Origin of the sequence: Dissulfuribacter thermophilus (genome assembly GCF_001687335.1) — a bacterium.
Classification (GTDB): domain Bacteria; phylum Desulfobacterota; class Dissulfuribacteria; order Dissulfuribacterales; family Dissulfuribacteraceae; genus Dissulfuribacter; species Dissulfuribacter thermophilus.
On the sequence record NZ_MAGO01000001.1, the window covers coordinates 77,178 to 96,531 of the forward strand.

A 19,354-nucleotide genomic window follows, 5' to 3' on the forward strand; every position below is an offset into this window, starting at 1 on the left:
GCCTGGCATTGCTGATACTGTTGCCTGCAGGCCTACGGGTAGAGCCTGGCATCAGGTCTACCCAACTAACCAGGAAACGGCAAATGCCGGCGCTCTACCGGCCAGATGGACTAAAGCGTTGCTACTGCATGGCTTCTCCCTTCTTCCTTCTACCTGTTACACCATTCGCCATGACAGTTTAAGTTTAAAATATAAAGTTTCAAGTTCCGGGTTCAACATCCTCGATCCCCGGAAGAGGCTTTTTCGTTTTCTCATTCCCAAGCAGGAGCTTGAGAGCGAATTGAGCTTTAAAACTTTTAAAAAGGTTTCCTTCAACTCAAAACTCAACACTCAACCCTCAAAACTTTTAAACAGGCATGGAAGTTGCCATACAGGATTTAGTTTCTATCTGGGTGCCTTACCCTTATGCCAAATGTACACAATAGGACTTGCTACAAACACAGAAGAATAGGTTCCCACAATCACACCGAGTAACAAGGCCAGGGCGAAGTCGTGGATTACTACCCCGCCAAAGAAGTATAGAGTACAGACTACAAGCAATGTGGTAATAGAAGTTATTATTGTTCGGGCCAACATCTCATTGACACTCTTATTTATTATTTGGGCAAAGTTAGCCTTACCCATTCGTTTTAAATTCTCTCTAATCCTATCAAACACTACTACTGTATCGGTGAGAGAGTAACCGGCAATGGTTAGGAGTGCTGTTACAATGAGAAGGGTAATCTCTTTGTCTAATATGTAGAATATACCAAGGACCGCCAGTACATCGTGAAATGTAGCCACAGCCGCTGCCACGCCAAAACTAACATTAAATCTAAATGCCAGATATCCTATGATACCAGCCAAAGATATGGCAATTGCAATTAGTGCCTTGCGCCTCAACTCATGGCTAACCTGCGATCCAATCTCTGTCTTGGATTCCATCTGAAAATGAATCTCTGGCATGGCCTTATTTAGGGCCTCAGTAACCCTTGTCTCAATATCGCCAACAGTGGAAACTGATCTCTTTACCCTAACAATCAAGATATTCTCCTTGGGGACTTCCTGAAGTGTGTATCCTTCAATGCCCGATTGCCCCAAGGCCTGCCTGATCTTATCCAGAGAAAAAGGTGCATCAGATCTATATTGGATCATACTTCCACCTGAGAAATCCACACCAAGATTGGCCATCCCCCTATTGATCTGAACAAAGGCAATGATACCAGCCAACACCAATACACCAGAAATGACAAATGCAATATTCCTTCTCTCTATAAAACGAATAGATGTGTCCTTCACAATCTGGAGGAATGTGAGATCCTTTAAAGCACCCTTTGCAAGCATCCAGTCATAGACAATACGAGTACCAAATATGGCGGTGAAAAGGTTTATTATAATACCTGCAGAAAGGGTTACGGCGAAACCCTTGATCGGGCCTGTACCGAATAAAAACAGGGCAAGGGCCGTAATAAGTGTTGTTACGTGGGCGTCCACTATTGTCCAAAAGGCCTTATCATACCCCCCGTCAATAAAGGCCTTTAAAGGCTTTCCAAGCGCCTTTTCCTCCCGCATTCTCTCAAATATAAGGACATTTGAGTCAACACCCATTCCTATAGTCAGGATGATACCTGCTATACCAGGAAGTGTGAGAGTGGCATGGAAAAGACTCAAGACAGCGAGGAGGAACAAAATGTTTAGGACCACTGCCACATCGGCTATGAACCCAGAGAGCCTATAGTAAATTATCATGAATATGAGGACTAGTGCGCCTCCTATAAGGCCTGCCATTAGGCCTTTTTGAATGGAATCGCGCCCAAGAGACGGCCCTACTGTGATATTTTGGATGATCTCAACAGGTGCGGGAAGCGCTCCTGCCCTCAACACTATGGCGAGATCTGCCGCCTCCTCATGGGTAAACGAGCCTGTTATCTGAGCATGTCCTCCAGCTATCTTCTCTCGAATGACTGGTGCTGACCGCACCACACCGTCAAGCACTATGGCAAGGCGTTTGCCCACATTTTCGCTAGTAATCTTTTCAAAAATCCTCGCCCCCCTGTCTGTCAACTCAAGGGCTACATAGGGTTCATTAAATGTGCCTCCAATCCTCACATGAGCTGTCTTAACAGCATCACCGCTCATGAGAGTCTTGTCCTTGAGGAGGATCGGCGCAGTCTTAGTGCGTCCGGTCCTGGAATCATATTCCTTCTTTATATATATCCTGTCCCCCCTGGGTATCAGACCCTTAAGGGCCTGATTAAGTGCCTTTGCATCATAATCTGCCTTCAACCTACCGTCTTCTATGGCACGCTTAATGAGGGTACCAAGGTCGACAGCAGCATCTTCGTCAACTAACTTAAATTCGAGCTGCGCGGTCTGTCCAATGAGTTTTATCGCCCTCTTGGGGTCCTTGATCCCTGGTAGCTGAACAACTATCTCCTGGGCCCCCTGTCTAACTATTACTGGTTCAGCAACTCCGAACTGATCGATCCTGTTTCTTATGATCTCGAGAGACTGTTCTACTGCGTGTTCCCTTATAAAGTCGGCCTCATCTTTGCGGAGTCTTATTTTTACTAAAGGAAATCTTTGAGTGGTATCTGTAGAGACGACTTCAAGATTTGGAAATTCTTCCTCAACAATGGACTTAATCTTTTCCAACGCGCTTTTATTTGGAACAGCAAAGACTACCTGATCTGGGTCTTTGCTCTCACGCTGAACAAGATTTATATGGCGCCTTTGTAGGGATTCCTTGAGGTCTCTGGCAGATATATTAAGGGCATTTCTCACTGCCTGGTCTACATCCACCCTTAAAACTAGATGCATACCCCCCTGGAGATCCAGTCCTAGCTTAAGACCCTGGGCATAGATATATTTTTTGAACCAATCAGGTGTATCTTTATAAAAAGACGGTATTACTAAAATCAAAGACAAGGCAAAGAGTGCTATCATGAGGACGAATTTCCAACGCAGGCTCTTTGGCATAAGCTCCTATCTCCTTTCCAAATCATGCCTTAGGGCATATTCTTGTGAATAGGCATTTTTAGTAGATAATCTAAAATGATGCAAGGAAATTCCAATAATTATATCAAAGTAACCTAGCAAAACAAATTGTATTTATATTTTTAATGTTGAGGAGAGTAAAAGTCCAGAAAGCGCGATACCCGACGCCAGGAAAAAGGCAGTGGAAAAGCTATTTGTAAAGTCTGAAAGTGCCCCGCCCACTGCAGGTCCAATTACCTGTCCAACTGCCATTATTAGTGTAACTATGGCAAAAAGACGGGCAGTATATGCTGGACCTGCAAAATCAGCTACAATGGCAGTCATAATACCTGGTATGCCCCATGCCGCAATACCATAACACAACACCGAAGCCCAAGGTAATATACCATGCCCATAGGGAAGTCCAGCGAATAAATATGCAAGCGACTGCATGCCAAACACAACAAGTAGAGCAATCTTTCTTCCAGCCCAATCTGCAATCCATCCAGGTATTGGGCCAGAAAACAGGCTCACTCCCCCTATCAAGGCCCACAAGCCTCCGGCAAAGGCCTCTGAGAGACCTCGTTCTCCAGTAAAGGACACCACAATAAAAGTGACATATATTGTATAACTTGCGCCAAAGCAAAAATATATGCTTGAAAGATGGATTATCGTCCTAAGGGATACCCCACCACTAAAGCCTGTTTTTGCCCTCCCCTCCTTTTCAGGATTTCCTGGACCATGGCCGCTACCTTCTGGGGTAAGTCCCATATCCTCAGGCCCATTTCTAATAATCAAAAAACATACTATTGAACTCAATATTACGATGCCGCTTAGTATGAGCCAAGAAATCCGCCAACCATCAATTAGATACTTTTGATTTAAGATTGGGACCATAAAACCAGACAACAATATACCAAATCCGCTCCCCATAACGATAAATCCTGCGGCCCGTCCTCTTAAGTTTGGCCTAAACCAATTGGATACCAGGGCCATAGTGGGAATATTTGCAAGCCCACTTCCGATACCTGTCAAAAAATAAAAAAAAGAGGCACTCTTATAACCATTTATAAATGACATGAGCCCCATAGATAAACCAGAGGCAAGCAGGGCTAGACTAATAGTATGTCTAGCACTAAGTACTTGACCCCAAACCAGACATATTAATACAGCAAAAAGGTATCCGGCAAAATTGGAGGTACTTATAAACCCCATCTCCGATGCAGAGAGTTTAAGGACTGTCCCCATAGAGGGAAGGATCATTCCAAGAGCAAATCTACCTAGACCAAGGGCGGCAAAGATGCAAAGGGTGCCAGCAGCTACAATATACCAACCATAATAAATTTCCCTTACTTTCAAGTGTAGCCTCTATCTTTTTCATTAAAACATGGCGTTAGAGATTATTTAACCTAATCGATTATTAATTAACAAGGAGCTTTAGAGCATTACTAATTAGTTGTCTCCCAGAAATGCTCCTATTAATGAGGACATCATAGGTTCCAGGCGTAATCCCCCTTGGAAGAGAAAAGGAAAGCGAAGTGTAACTGACAACGCTGGGATTTGCAGGAATCGAAGTCCCATCTCTTTTTAGCTGAAGCGTCAATCCCTTTACAAATCCGACACCTGTAACAGTAATCTTTGTCCTCGTATCTGTAGCATTTATTTCTGCAGGGACAATAGATCTCAAAAGTGGAGCTGGTATGACTATGACAAACGGGCCACCTTCACTCTCCATTCCATTTACAACCACCTTGATCTCACCTGAAACCCCTCCCAATGGTATTCTTGCCTTAATGGAATGGGGTATAGCTGATTGAATAGTAAGCATCTCACCGCCAATAGTGACAGCATTTTTTTGCTCTACATCATCAAAATTTCTTCCCTGAATTAAAATCTCATCTCCGGCCACTACTTCAATAGGGTCAACTGAATCTATCTCTGGAGGATAGGTAAAGGAAATATCTCCTGAGGCAACAGCACCGCTCGTATATACCCTTACAGTACCTGTCTCAGCCTCTGGCACCTTTACAATAAGCTGACTGGTCGATGCCTCCAATATGGTTGCAGCAAATGCATCACTGCTATCGGCATTGAATAAGACATAATTATTAGTGATAGTTGGACTAAAATTCCTTCCAAATATGGTAACTACATCGCCAGCACTTCCCCGTGGGGGATCTATAGATTCGATCACTGGAGTTATAGTGACTTCCACTGGAGAACTAGTCATATCATTTGCTGTGACTGTAAGGGGGCCTGTGTTGCCTTCTGGAACCAATACAGAAAGCTGAGTCTCTTTAGCTGATGTCACAGTTCCCCTCACTCCATTAAATACAACTATGTTTTTATTTTTATCAGGGTCAAAATTAAAACCCTTTATAGTGAGACTATCTCCTGGAGACAGGATTGTTGACGAAAGAGATTCTATATATGGCCCAACCTGGAAAGGAACCTGATTTGAAGCAATTCCGTCAACTGTCACCTGCACTACACCTGTTGTTGCCCCATACGGAACCCAGGTCTTAATACTGGAATCAGTTATTTCTATTATGGTGGCCTCTCTACCACCAATAAATACCTTTACTAGATCTTGGTCAGTTCCAAAGCCCTGTCCTGATATAAAAACCACATCGCCTGTAATCCCTTTAGAAGGAGACACATGATCCACATATGGCGCGTCTACGAGGGTAAAACTTGACTCGCTCTTATCAATCAGTACCTTTGACTGGGCATCATATATAAAGGTCCTAATAACATAAACACCAGGTATGAAGTTAAGATCAGGGGGTAACATTATAGACCACGATCCAGAGTCTATCTTCACAGAGGAAAAGGGCCAATTCTCTACAATAAACAGAGGATTATTCTTTGAAAACTGGGCGTCTGGACCGAGATAGGCAAGTGTCCCATCTGGAAATTCAAGGCTAATTGACACATCTACTGGGTAACCGTTTTCAAGCCCAGTTAGATCAAGGAGCAGGTAAATCGGTTCAGGATTTACATAAACTGCCTTTTCCGGGGTTATACTGACTATATTTCCACAATTCCCATTGGGTACTATGGTCAATAACGATGTCAGGGCCGTAAAAAAAATTGAAGCTATGATCTTTTTTACCATATTAGGCTCCCTCACCATGAAGGCACTATTTCCACCTTTTGTCTAGCAACAACCTTGATCCCTGCAATATCAACTATAAGGTCATAAAGACCATGAACTAGCCCCCTAGGAGTCTTTACTGTCAATCTGGTGTTAGTTGCATCAATAATTGTAAGGGGTATCTGTCCTAAAGACACTGATATTGACCTATTAGAATCACCAAATCCTGCACCTAAGACAACAATATTTTCTCCTGGGACAATCTTTCTGGGGAAAAAACCGTAGATCTGGGGTCGATTATATCCTATTAGATATCCTTCGCTCTCAACTCCATAACTAATGACCTTTACCTCAATGGCCGTTGCCCCGCCTATATTCAGGGGAGGCACCCCTACTGTCAAGGTAGTGTTTGTAGCATCCAAAATGGTGCCAGGAACCCCTGAAAATAGCACACTGTTAAGGTTCTTTTCAGGAGCAAAATTTTTGCCTGTAATATCAATAGAATCTCCGGATCTAAAATCTAACGGAGAAATGCTTGAGATTGTAGGTGCTATAAAAAATGGAAAGGCATTACTAATTACCTCTACAACTTTAGGAATCCGACTATGATCTATAATCGATTGATTTTCTGCCCAATATGGAAGTATCAGGTGTTCTACTAGATCTCCTGTAATGGCTGTGGAAAGTAGACGAAACTTTAGTATGGTACCATTTGATGCCAGGTAAGTCACTGGTTGTTCCTCACCACCAACAGTAATCCTGACGTTCATCAGATCAATCAATTGGGGATCTACAAGAGCTGGATCTCCTCGAAGATTTCGCCCTTTTACTGAAATGATCTCTCCTGGCTTTCCAAAAGGTGGGGCCACCTCCTCTATTATCGGCCTAGAGGCATTGGCAATGTTAGGAAGGATTTCTTCGCTCACCAACCAAAAGTAACTCATGGAGGTGTCCTTAAATCCAGGACCTGTGATCTTGGCTGAAAGGGTATATCGCCCTGCTGGCAGGTCTCCAATCGCTGTGTCATTTCCCCCTGTAGGTGAACGTTTGAAAACCTTTGTCCCGTCTAAGGTAAACAAATCTGAGATAGGGATATCTACAAATGGAAATTTTTCCAGGACCAACGTGGCATTTGGATGAAATTCAATCCTCGGATCGAGATACGTAACATTTCCTCCAGGTAACTCTAGGGAGATGCTGATGTCTACTGGGGTCCCAGGCTTAATACCACGAAGATACCCCAAGACTTTTATAGGATTGCTTAGAGGATACGGATAAACATACTTTTCTGTGGTCACATAAATATATTGATCTGCTGAGGCCTCAGGGGGTACAAAAATACTCTCCCCCAAAAGCAAGATCCACAACAAATAAATAACGAGATACGCAATTCCTCTATTTTCCATCATCTAAGATACCTATCCAATATCATGACGGCATCTTCAGGGGATATCTGCCCATCACCATCTACATCGCCCACTGCCTTTTGATCTTCTCTAAGGTCCAACACCCCTAAAAATCCCAAAAAGGAATTAAGGGCGTCTTGAGGCGTCACACACAAGTCACCGTCAATGTCACCTGGCAATACGATTTTTACCTTGCCTCCATGCATCTCCACTCCCTGAAGGTCTCCCATTAACTGAGAGGGGTTAAGGGGGTTTACATTTATATTGGCTGAAATCTCCTGTTGTAGACACGTTCCTGTCCCGTAGCCACCTACATCCTTTACAGAAAAGACCAGATTACAAAGTTGGGCAGATACACCTTGAGCAATGGGTAAATGGCCATTGGAGAGCCCCCCTATTCTCAAGGTCCCCCTGGATTCATCTTCCACAGCTATACTCCATCCAAGAGTATCGTCAGTACTCTCAGCCCTCAAAAAATCCAAATAAGTCGAATCATATTGAATCTCCATACCCCATGCATCAATAGAATTTCCAACTCCGCTTACTTTGACTGGAACCTTCACAGTTGAATTAGGGGTGGCTATCCTCTCATCAATGGTCAATCCAGCGTATTCCACAGTACATGTCCTAGTGGAAACACCCCTGTTACCATCTGAATCAGTCACTTCGAGCTTGATCTCGTATGATCCAGGCCCTTGCGGAGCTGTCCAAGACCATATGCCTGTGCCCTCATCTTTGATGTCAACTGGACTCCAGTTGTATGTATATGGTGTATACCCACCACTTACCACTGGAGTAATAAAAACCGTTTCTCCTGGTGAGGCTGGGCAGGAATCAAGGCTCAATGAAACCTGAATCTGCTGTACTCCTGTTAGAACTGTGGAGAATTTTCCTAGAAGTCCTAGTGGGCCTGTTCCATTTTGCCCTGCACCTACGATCCCTATGAGCGAATATGGTCCAGTTTTGACAGCACCAATGGAAATTGGATAAAAGATAGGACTCGTTGGATCTACGGCCAGTCTGCTACCCATGAGTATATTTGAAGGATCTGTGACGTTTAGAGTAAATAAAAGACGCCTGGAATCAGACTGAGAACTCTGACTCTGTGATGCGCAAAGACAGTAGTATTTTTCGTTTTCACTATCTTCTATAAGGTAAATGTCCTGAATATACCCGGGATCCTCTGTATTATTTGCCGGATATATACCAAGAAAGGAAAGAGAAGAAGGGTTGGTAACGTCCAAGGAATAAAGCCTTCCGTCATTACCAACTACATAGGCGTAGTAACGACTCCCCTGTTTCATTACCTTGACCTTTGTGGCTATAGCCCCACCCATAGCCTCTGAAGAAAGAGAGCCAACGAGCTCTGGATTCGTCAAAAAATCCTGGGAACCCGAGATGCCAGGCGTGATCTTGAATACGTAAAGTCCAAGGGCTCCATAGGCCACATAAGCATAGTCCTCGCCTCCCTGGTCATGTATTAGAAATACATCCCTAGCACTGCCGCCGAGAACAACTGTGCTCTTGACCTCAAATGTAGCTGTAGAGGGATCAAACCCCAAAAACTTCACTCCCTGACTCCCCAAAGCTATAGATAGGGTGAAGTCTCCTGAAGTGTTTTGAAACCCGTGTATTCCAAGGGCTTCCCCAACTACATCAAAATGAGAAAAGTCATCAAACCGGAAGTTAGGGGTACCTATACCCTTTAATGCCCTATAGCTTATTCCACCCTGTCCAAGGGAAATAAAAGAATGAATAGTGGTATCATTAGATGAATCTATAGCGGAGAAAAGGTCCATTGGTTGGCCTGAGGACTGAGAAGAATCCAAGATGACTGCCCCACTCGTGCTGTTTGAGTCACTTTCACGGATCAACCTCGGAATACTTGCATCTATGTCATAAAGTCTGAGGCCGCCCTCTAAATCCATTATGAGGGCATAGTGACTACCACCAATCTTGTATGCATCTATGCGTAATGGAGTGGCACCTGGATCCCATTCGTGGAGCAATCTGAGAGAAGCCTGTCCTGGACTATCCAGATTCTCTCCTGTGATTACCTTTAGACCGCCTCCTGCTTCAGCCACATAAATTCTCGGTATCTTACTCGCATTTACAGTCCCTCCAGTGCCGACAACCTCAAGTGCCTGAGAGGTGGTACCAAATGTAGTCACATATTGGATATAAAATGAATCTGATAGGCTAGTCCCAGGATTCGCATCTCCAGATGTCTTAAAAAGGACAGTGCCCCTGGAGCCTGCTGCTACTATAAGAAAACCGTCTCTCATGGATTCATAGCCAGCGCTCTCTGCATGTATGTCCCTAACGTCAATGTCAATATCAAGCCATCCTGTTAGGTCTCCCTTATCCTCAAAGACCTCCTTGAATGGATTCGAACCATTGTCATCCAACTCAAAGAGATGAATCCCCTTTTCTGTTCCAACAAATATCAAGGCCTCTGACGATGTATCATTACTGTCTACTTGTTCTGACTGAAAAACGTGTATAACCCTTGGAGTTCCATCTACAAATCCAGTTAATCCCAGATCAACAAAACCGTTTGTAACATTTGCATCCCCTATTTTATCCCTTTTTACCTCATAAACGTCTACTTCCCCTCCTTGCCAGCCTACAACCAGATAATCCTTACTGGTCCCTGTGGCATTCAGATCATCTATAAAGGAAATGGCTGTAGGAGAAACAGTTGATGTAAGGGTGTCGTTATTCGTGAATGAAGCATTCCACCCAAACACTCCCTGTTCAAGGGCCACGAATACCACCTTTGGTGCTGTGGCAGTGACCTTTCTACTACAGGTAAGATCCAATGGACTAGAAGGCAGCGAAATGAAATTTTCAGGACTGAGCCCCGTCCCATTGGATGAAAATTCATAGATATAGTAAGAGGGAGTGGCATTGCCGTCTGTGGCAGTTAAAAAAAGGGTATCTATATAGGATGAACCAGTGGAATTAGCTCCACGCACCTCAAGGGCATATATGGGCTTGTTGCCATAGGAGTACTCTCGGTCAATAATTCTATTATCTCCATAAGAAGGACTATAACGAAGGGCAACTAGTCCTCCTCCGTAGGTACTTATGAATGCCGTTGCATTGCCAGGGTCATCATCAATGTTCAATACTCCAGAAATCACCTCTCCAGGGGCCCTAAACTCATCGGAAAAAGGGTCAGATACCTGATCCACCGGAGTTTCGTGTCCACTAAGGCCGCTTAAAAGTGCTGCACTATGGACCGTGGTCACATCTGCCATTAAAAGGGTTGTCACCCACAAGGCAGTCGCCCAAAAATAAGCTCTCAAGCCCATTTGCCTAGGCATGGTCCTCATTGCGCCCACACTAAATTTATCCTATGAGCCAGAAACATAGGTATCGAGGATCAAAATTGCATCGTTCGGGGTCACCATTCCATCATTGTCCACATCTGCCACTTTGGCCTCGTCATCCCTGAGATCAGTAAGCCCCAAGTAGTACAAAAATGCACTGAGGGCATCTTGAGGGCTAAGTGAACAACTACCGTCAAGATCCCCTGGAACCACTATGTTTACAGTCCCTGGAGTTAAGTTAACCCCTGCAATGTCATCCACTCCATTACTCAGAGATATTGTCACTGAAGTACACGTTGAGGCAATTGGAGAGGCCGTAAAAATGAGATAGGCAAGGTCTGCAGATGCCCCGCTCGATATTGCCGAATTTCCATTTGCCTGGCCACCAATCTTCAGGGTCCCTGCCGGATTCTCATTTACTGAAAAGGTCCATCCTGCTGTATCTGATGTCCCTTCAATGCCATAATATGAGAAATTGGTGGTGTCATAAGTGGCGACAATACCAAAGGCATCTATGTCTGCTGCAACTCCAGTGACGTGTATTGGGACCCTTACAAACCCTCCAGGTTTTACTATTCGGTCGCTTATGGAGAGCCCAAGGGGCTGAACCTGAATGGTTGCAGTACCAATACCTGTATTCCCATCTCTGTCAGTAACCCTTACAGAGACATTGTATATTCCAGCCACATCAGGGGCTGTCCATGTAGGTGAAGCGCTTGTTGCATTATCAATAGAACCAGCGGTACTTCCAGATTTGTCAGTCACGCTCCATTGATAAAAGTACGGCTGACTTCCCCCTCCTGGAGTCGCAGTAAGCAAACTTGTCCCCTGGGGCTCAACAGTACGAGGTGAAGCACTGACATTTACAGTGATGTTCGACGCCTGGGAGATCTGAACTAGCATCCTCCCCAAAAGCCCCCTATAGCCCGTATCTGACAGTTGCCCACCAAGTTCTCCTACGATTATAATATTATCAGTCCCGGATTCAGTAACGGCTACAGACCTAGCTTCATACGTTACAGCAAGTGCGTTGCTATAGAGCATCTCAGAGGGATTGGTAATATTAATGGTAAACACCTGGGAGGCACCTACTGAGCCTGTCTTCTTTTCCGTGCTCGCTACCACTAAATAATAGCGATTGTTTCCAGATATAGCTGTAAAATCCACAATCCCTGCTGGACTTGGATTAAGGGAATTGTTCCCAGGATAAGAGACAGAGTTCGTGCCATCGGTTACAACTGCTGCTGCAGAGGGATTTGTTATATCTACAGGTACTATCTTTCTAACAGACGGGTCATTCGGATCAAAGACAAGGCAGTAGGCCATGTATTTAGTTGATCCATTTATAGTCTGCTGAACCACCTCGACCTTTGATACGCTCCCCCCAAGGTCAACTGTTGTAACAAGCTCAGGATTTGAAAGATAATCGGCATTATTGCCAGAATCACTGGTAATCTTCAGGATCACAAGTCCGGCTGTACCATATGCAACTACTGCATAAGAATCTGAACCAATATTCTGTAAAAGGTAAATGTCCTGGGCCGTACCATTTATGTGAACTTTACTCTTTTTAGCAAATTCATTTTTACTAGAATCATAGGTGAGAAACATGACCCCTGCGTCACCATCAGCCACCCCCAGGACAAACCCGGATGTGGTCTTATATCCGTCGATCCCCAGGGCTTCTCCGTCTGTTTTAAAGGCAGTTCCGTTAACTGGGTAATCGATAGTGGCACTTGTGGCATTCACGCTACCTAATTTGAGATATTTTATCCCTCCACTACCTGCGGCAACGAATACGTTGGCATCTGTCTCGTTTCCATCTACGTATAATGCCCTTGGTTCACCGGCAAGATTGGATCCTGTCCCAAACTTAGTTCTTCTGCTAGTCCAACCAAGATCAATTCCCAGCATGCCCCCGTCACTCTTCTTTTCCACCATAGGAACTGGGGCATTGTTAGAATCTCCTATTGTGTATGCGGAGATGCCGCCTGACTGATCAAGTACCACCACGTAGTCTTTGACAGCTTTTACATCTATAGGGGCAACAGATTCATCCCACTGGTAAATGAGATCAAGACTTCGACTGGTGTCGTCATTAAGATTGGAACCTTTTAGTACCTTTATCCCCCCACCGCCATCGGCAACAAAAATTTTGGGAATATCAGTTGAATTAGCCCCCTTAACCCCCATGATTTCATAGGCCTCACCTGAAGTATCCAGGTTTGCAATGTATTGTAAGGCCAGTGTGTCAGTCTTTAAGGTAGCATTTCCCGATGTCTTGAATATGTATATCCCCTTTTCGCCACAGGCTGCCAAAAGCCAATCATCTCGAAAATCTGCTGTCACATTTGCAGCATAAATACCCTTTACGTTCAATGTACCTATGTCAGAGGAAATATTCCCAAATTCCCTTAAATCAAGAGTACTGTTGTCTTCACTATCGAGCTCAAAGGCATATATTCCTGAGTCTGTCCCAACAAAAATGAGGGTCTCATTGGCGTCAGGATTTGGATAGTCATGGATAGCTGAGTTGGTATAGGTAGAGATACTTTGTCCTGTTGCGCTAAAGCTTTTCCCCAATGAATAGGATATGGCATCTTGACTGTCGTCACCACCAATATTCGAAGGGGCTAAGGTAAAAACATCTAGTATATTCGGACCAGTAACTGCCAGGTAATCTGTCTGAGATGAACCCTTTATTTTTGCACTAAAGTGCTCTATGGAATATGCAGGATAGGCCAACTGGAACACGTCAAAGTCTGGTTCTCCTCCGTAACGTGCCCATTGGCCTGAGGATTCATCAAATTTTATGGCAAAAAGGATTCCCCCTGTACCTGAAAGTTGTCGTGCTCCAATTATGACGTAATCGTCAGAACCGGACGAAAAGGCCTCTATAGACTGGCCTTCGTAGGTAACGGACTGGTTATTTGGGTCTTTCAACACCACCCTGTCTTTGAAGGTTATGGCACCAGTTGTCCCATCTACGGAAAAGGCTAGGCAGTATGGGCCACTTATTGCAAATAGATACTCAAGATGCCCATCGCCATCTTGATCCACTCCACTTACCCCAACCGGACTTATTGGGATCTCCTCGCCAATCCACTCTATGGAAATGGTTCTATCTGCCCATCCATATGGTTTAGACGTAGAATTTGTATCATAGTTCAATACCGCAACTCCACCATCTCCAAGGGCAACATATACCTGATCCCCTGAAAGCCCTGAAGGATCATTTAAAATTCCTCCAAATACAAACGACTGATTCTTGTAGGAAGGTGCTGTGGGATCCGAAGTCCTATCCTTTGGAGATTCCAAGAGATTAGAAATATTTGCAGCAGAATAAACTTGCTTGGGATTAAAGACTAAGGCCCATAAGATTGTTAGAATCGCAAATACTTTTAATAGTCTTACCTTTTTATAGATAGATTTCATCTTTTCTTTTTGCATCATGACAGTATCCTCCTATGCTGGGCCTACAGTTTTTTACTGACCTGTACAACTACGGCCTGTTTCATCTGACCTTGCCCATAATCCCATTTGGCCTCAATTGGATATTGTCCACTAGGAAGGTCTATGCCAGGGAGAATAAAAAAGAGCATATCCTTTAATGGATCGTAAAAATACGAGCCAGCTCCAACCAGAGCACCTGTTATGTCGATTCCTTCATATAAAATTGAAGCTGTTTTGAGCTTGGAGACTTTGGGGACGACCATAAATAGGTTTGCAACATCTGCTGGCATACTCCATAAGCTCACATCATCTGGCATGTCAGGACAAAATCCCCTAACTGGAGAAACAATTGCCCCTCGTATATCTCCTTCGAGAGAATCCTCTTTTATGGTAATAGGAATACATCTTTGACCTTGATGGGCCTCTATTATAAATCGAGGTGATAGCTCTACTCTCTCTATTCCTTTTGCATTGACATACCCAATTCTTAAGATACACCCGTTGACACTGGCATTAACGATATCCCCTTCCAGTCTATCAACCCCAAGAAATCTAAGTTTATCAGGAGGATATACCAATTCTAACCCCACAGACTGAATCTTTTTACCCGGATCAGCTACAAGAACGATCTTTGAAACCAGTTGCCCCTTCTCTTCTTTTAGCTCTAGACCCACTGTTGGGGCACATAAAGCCTCTTTGTTCAAGATCAGAAATGCTATTAACGCAGACAAAACTGCCAATGTATTCTTCCATTTTGGGTAAAAACTCTTTTCATTCATGGCACTCTCCTCCCATGGTCCCTACACTGCCAATTATTTAGATTTAATTTATCCTAAAATCTAAGATATCCTCTCCAATAACCGCCTCTGGCGTTTTCTCGGGATCGGCTCCAGGCCTCGTCAACAAAAATTTCAGTTTGCCCGAAAGGGCAGAAACATCTTCAGGTATATGTGAAAGAAATGTTTGAGCAGTGACGTTTCTGTCAAAAAATATGCTTCTTATTACTGGCTCTGGAGACGATGGAAAAGGACCATCACCGTAGGGCTTTGCTTCAAGAGATCCATCTTTTCCCACTATCCAGTAATACGTTGATGTTGAATCCCCTGCAGTGATTTCAGTAAGTAGGTACAAGTCCACCAACTTTGGTTCACTTGGCCGAATTGTTATCAGTATCCCCATGTCATCGCCTGGATGAAAGACCCTCTGGATGGCTCCAGGATAAAGGGTAGTCTCAATATCCACAGGAATTAAACTTGAAAAATCAACAGATTGGGCTCCAAATGAGCTAATCCCCGTCCTCGCCTTGGCACGACCATCAGAGTCGACAAAATAGACGTCATAGGAACCGGGATCTGGAGAAAAAGATAATGAAGTGGCATTGTATGTGGCACCAAGCTTCAACAGATATCCCTTATTCGTAAAGACGAAGGAATTCCCTAGGCTAGAATTATCTATGCCATGGATGTCCAAACGGCTCTCTGTACCTAGATAGGTGGGGACAGGAATTGCCCCAATACCTTCAGGAGACAGGTAATAGACCGCACCCTCATATCGGTCTTGACCAATTGAGTAATGAACCCATAACTTTCCTGTAAAAATGTCCTTTGCTCCGGTGACCGGATACCTTCTTAGGAGCCAGGGATTGAGATCTGTCAATTCAAGGATATCAATCCATGAATCCTCTATCAGCACAGCAAATGCCATGTGTTTTCCTTTATAATTGGCCAATGGATGATCTATGGTAAAGACCAGGGCCTTTTTAAAGCGGTTAAAGTCGTAGGCCCTTCCATTTAAAAAGAGCCCCCTTTGTACCCCCTCTTTTATTGGAAGTATTTTCCCTGATGCATCACAGAATATTCCGAAGCCTCCACTGAGGGCCCCATGAATAGGTCTTATTTCGAGACTCCATGAATCCCTCAAAACTGGTACATATGGATTAATTGTCTCCACAAAAGTGCATTTGCCCGATTGATCCACAGAGACAATCCCATTGTCATGGGAAAAAAGGAGCTTTGGCCTTATTGTCGAAATATTCCATATAAGCGGAAGAGAAGTACTTTGGCCTTGACCATCAAAGGCCTCGAGACTCAAAATTCCTCTTTCAGTTCCAATGAAAAGATTTGGATATCTAAAAACCGAATCAGTAGGATGAAAAGGAAGATATATTTTGTCTGAGGCCAGGGAAATACCTTCAAAACCGCGATCAAGCCTAAAGACCTCGAGAGTATTATTTGAAAATGCAAGGAGTTCATATTGGCCATTTCCCTTATTTCCTGGACCAAAGATGAAATCAGTCTCGTCCACCTTCTTTGACAAGCCAAAGGATCCTATGTGGCGTAGAGACTGCGAAACAGGATCAAGCGAAACGACATCTAGGTAATATCCACCATTTAAAACCAGTTTTTCTTCTTCTGGGAAATAAAGCGCTGAATCTGCCCCAGATTCTACACCAGATGTCTTAAACTTTTTGATTAGGCCCTGTGGCACTAGGAAAATAGGATGGAAAATAGGCTTGGTACCGATTAGTTGAAAAGGACCAAGGACTTGGGACTCAAAACCTGATGCCGACACCTCTAACCAAAATAATGCATCATTGTCTATTCCATCTACCTCAAAGTTACCAGCTCCGTCAGTAGATATATCAAAGAGTACTGAACCGTCCTTTGTGTTCAGTCCCCTGACCTTTGCCCCCTGTATTGGATGAGGGCTAAAATCTATAATGGATGACAAAACCGTCCCAAAAAATGTTGGATTTGGTTCTGATTCAGTAACCTCAGATAGTTTTCCAGTGGTTTGAGGAAAAAGTTTTAAAGCCCCAGTGTACTCAGTCCCTGGTGGGACATACAACTCCTCTAAAACCTCCTGATATCCATTTGCTTTTAGTTCGAGTATGTACGTACCTGGGGTTATGTCACGCTTTTCAAAACGACCTGAGGCATCGGTCCGCGCTGTGAACACCTCGGTTCCATCTTTTAGGGTAAAAATGAGCTGGGCATTCCATATTGGGGAAAGATCAGTTTTTGCCAGAACAATCCCGGAAATACTACTTTTACCTATAGCTTCTATGTTATCTACTGTTGTTATGGGCTGTTGGTCTTTAAACATATGAACCACTATTCCACTTTTTTGTTCTGACGATACTTGAATTCTGTATCCCTCAAGAGGTTGGTATCCTGGAGGATTAACCCAAAGGGTATAGTTTCCACTTAGAAGCTCTGATGTCTCATAGTGGTCCTTCACAAAATAGAAATTCAATTTTTTATTATTAAAATCAATTAGATATAGAGTTTGAGTTGAAAGGCTAATAGGAGTGAAGCTGGTCCCGTCAACTACCTGTAATAGGATCTTTCCGCCATTCAGGCTAGAGGCACTCAGTTTTCCCGGGTCAAACTTATGAAGGTACAGATTATAAACATTGCTACCCTTTTCAACAGAAACTGTCTGTTTTACTAAATGGGTCTTTCCCGAATCGGTTAATGTCGCACTTAACACATAGGAATTACCTGGTTCCAGGCCGTGGAAAGTCACGACACCAGTTGTGGTTGTTGGTCCCTCAACCTTTATGGTCCTACCTATCCGATCGTCATAAAGGCTGACCTGGACGCCTTTAACCCCAACTAGTGAAATCGGATCTATGACCCTTACTTCTAAAGTTGTTTTGAGGGCTTTTTTAACAAAGAGATTTATTGGATCTGTTTCAGAGATGGACTGAGGACTTGTGACCAGAGAATATGCCCCCTCTCCCTCTGCGAGCCACATATATTTGAAGTCGTCACCCTTTCTAAGCCAGTCTATCTCACAACAGCCATCTTCTCTTGTAATGCAAGAATATAGGCCAGTTACATCCCTTATCCTCAATCCCTGGGCTGGAATCCGTGAATCTTCAAAAAAAGCGCAGAACTTACCATTGATGTAGGAATAAACATCACCTGTAGGCCGCCCCAGGGGCAGAAGTTCAATGATTACGTTTTTTATAGTAGAATTGTCATCTTTGAGAGTAACAGTAACTGAGCCCTCCTGATATCCCTCCCTATGGACAAGGAGAGTGTAAGTTCCAGCCCCAATACCATCTATCAGAAATTCGCCACCGCCTCCTGTAACCACAGAGACTAGACGACGCAAATCACTGCCTTCTCCTTCATAGGCAACAACTTCAGCAGCAGCAATTGGGTCCAACGTGGTTGAGCTTCTGACAATTCCCTCTATTGAACCGAAAAATTCTACAACTACGTCTTCACCAATTCCAAACACTGTAAAGGCAGACGCCCCGTTAAATCTGTCATCCATGCCCACAAGATAAAGGGCCTGCAATCCTGGTGAAGAACTGGTGAAATCAATTTTAACATTACTGCCTGTCTTGATAATAAAATCACTACCTAATGGATAATGAATCTTAAAGGGATCTACCCAGTAATAAATTGATAAAGGATTCCCGTACTCATCAGTTCCACTTCCTGATGCTGTTATGTTGGCATCCTCGTATCTTGCCTCAAAGGCTGGTTCAGAGATTGAGACCTTCGGCTCCTTTTCACCGACTGCCTTGAACAGAAGTAGCCCTCCACCCTGCCTATAGGTCTTAAAATCGTTTACTGTGCCACTTGGAACAATGGGGATTGTCAGGTATTTTTCTGGCGGTATTTGAAAATCATCAACTAGTTTTAGTTTGAATGTCGCCAAAGCCATTATCCCATGCTTCACCTGACCGTCGTTCCAGGTAGACGAAACAGGGTTAAGGGCTGAACCACCAATTATAAGCTCCTTTAAATATGGCCTATTTTCATCAAAGACCTGGTTTTCGACGAGATTTGCACCTAGAAAATCAAAATTTTCCGTCAGTCCGGTCCTAGACAGACTATTCGGCACATAAGTGACATATCTTGTGTCCAACAACACTGAAAAACCAAAGGCCCTCAATTTTTCTGCCTTGACATAAACAGTGAATGTGACCTCAGCTCCCGGCACTGCTTCTACGGTTTGAGGGCCGATAAAAAACAGGTTTGTCCTGGCCTGGCCATTTCCAGCAAGTATTAACAGAAGCCAGAAAAAGGCCAGGCAAACCACTTTGATTCTTTCATTCAAACCAATGGACCACTTCAATTGGTTTAGCC

8 protein-coding genes are annotated in these 19,354 nt (G+C 43.9%); all 8 read right to left on the minus strand.

What is annotated here, in order from left to right; all coding sequences use genetic code 11:
* Window positions 1-384: 384 nt before the first annotated feature.
* The gene (locus DBT_RS00340; RefSeq protein WP_067615313.1) at window positions 385-2,958 is read right to left on the minus strand and encodes a protein translocase subunit SecDF; all 2,574 of its coding nucleotides are present in this window, start codon (window positions 2,956-2,958) and stop codon (window positions 385-387) included.
* Window positions 2,959-3,090: 132 nt separating this feature from the next.
* A complete protein-coding gene (locus tag DBT_RS00345; protein ID WP_067615315.1) occupies window positions 3,091-4,314 on the minus strand; it encodes an MFS transporter in 1,224 nt (407 codons plus the stop codon).
* A 61-nt stretch (window positions 4,315-4,375) separates the two neighbouring features.
* Window positions 4,376-6,073, minus strand: a complete 1,698-nt coding sequence (locus DBT_RS00350) for an IPT/TIG domain-containing protein (protein ID WP_161939871.1) — start codon at window positions 6,071-6,073, stop codon at window positions 4,376-4,378.
* Window positions 6,074-6,084: 11 nt separating this feature from the next.
* Window positions 6,085-7,461 carry an IPT/TIG domain-containing protein gene (locus DBT_RS00355; RefSeq protein WP_067615319.1) on the minus strand — a complete coding sequence of 459 codons (1,377 nt, stop codon included), beginning with the start codon at window positions 7,459-7,461 and terminating at the stop codon, window positions 6,085-6,087.
* The gene (locus tag DBT_RS00360) at window positions 7,458-10,787 is read right to left on the minus strand and encodes a cohesin domain-containing protein (protein ID WP_161939872.1); all 3,330 of its coding nucleotides are present in this window, start codon (window positions 10,785-10,787) and stop codon (window positions 7,458-7,460) included. Before DBT_RS00360 ends, DBT_RS00355 begins: the two co-directional genes overlap by 4 nt.
* Window positions 10,788-10,817: 30 nt before the next feature.
* Complete coding sequence (locus tag DBT_RS00365) at window positions 10,818-14,246, minus strand: cohesin domain-containing protein (protein WP_067615323.1); 3,429 nt, start codon at window positions 14,244-14,246, stop codon at window positions 10,818-10,820.
* 23 nt (window positions 14,247-14,269) lie between these two features.
* The gene (locus tag DBT_RS00370) at window positions 14,270-15,025 is read right to left on the minus strand and encodes a hypothetical protein (RefSeq protein WP_067615325.1); all 756 of its coding nucleotides are present in this window, start codon (window positions 15,023-15,025) and stop codon (window positions 14,270-14,272) included.
* Between the two features lie 43 nt (window positions 15,026-15,068).
* The gene (locus DBT_RS00375) at window positions 15,069-19,343 is read right to left on the minus strand and encodes a carboxypeptidase regulatory-like domain-containing protein (RefSeq protein WP_067615327.1); all 4,275 of its coding nucleotides are present in this window, start codon (window positions 19,341-19,343) and stop codon (window positions 15,069-15,071) included.
* Window positions 19,344-19,354: the final 11 nt, after the last annotated feature.

Bases quoted from the DNA above. Each gene is read 5' to 3' on its own strand.
- DBT_RS00340 (WP_067615313.1), bottom strand. From the start codon at position 2,958: ATGCCAAAGAGCCTGCGTTGGAAATTCGTCCTCATGATAGCACTCTTT.
- DBT_RS00350 (WP_161939871.1), bottom strand. From the start codon at position 6,073: ATGGTAAAAAAGATCATAGCTTCAATTTTTTTTACGGCCCTGACATCG.
- DBT_RS00355 (WP_067615319.1), bottom strand. From the start codon at position 7,461: ATGATGGAAAATAGAGGAATTGCGTATCTCGTTATTTATTTGTTGTGG.
- DBT_RS00360 (WP_161939872.1), bottom strand. From the start codon at position 10,787: ATGCCTAGGCAAATGGGCTTGAGAGCTTATTTTTGGGCGACTGCCTTG.
- DBT_RS00365 (WP_067615323.1), bottom strand. From the start codon at position 14,246: ATGATGCAAAAAGAAAAGATGAAATCTATCTATAAAAAGGTAAGACTA.
- DBT_RS00370 (WP_067615325.1), bottom strand. From the start codon at position 15,025: ATGAATGAAAAGAGTTTTTACCCAAAATGGAAGAATACATTGGCAGTT.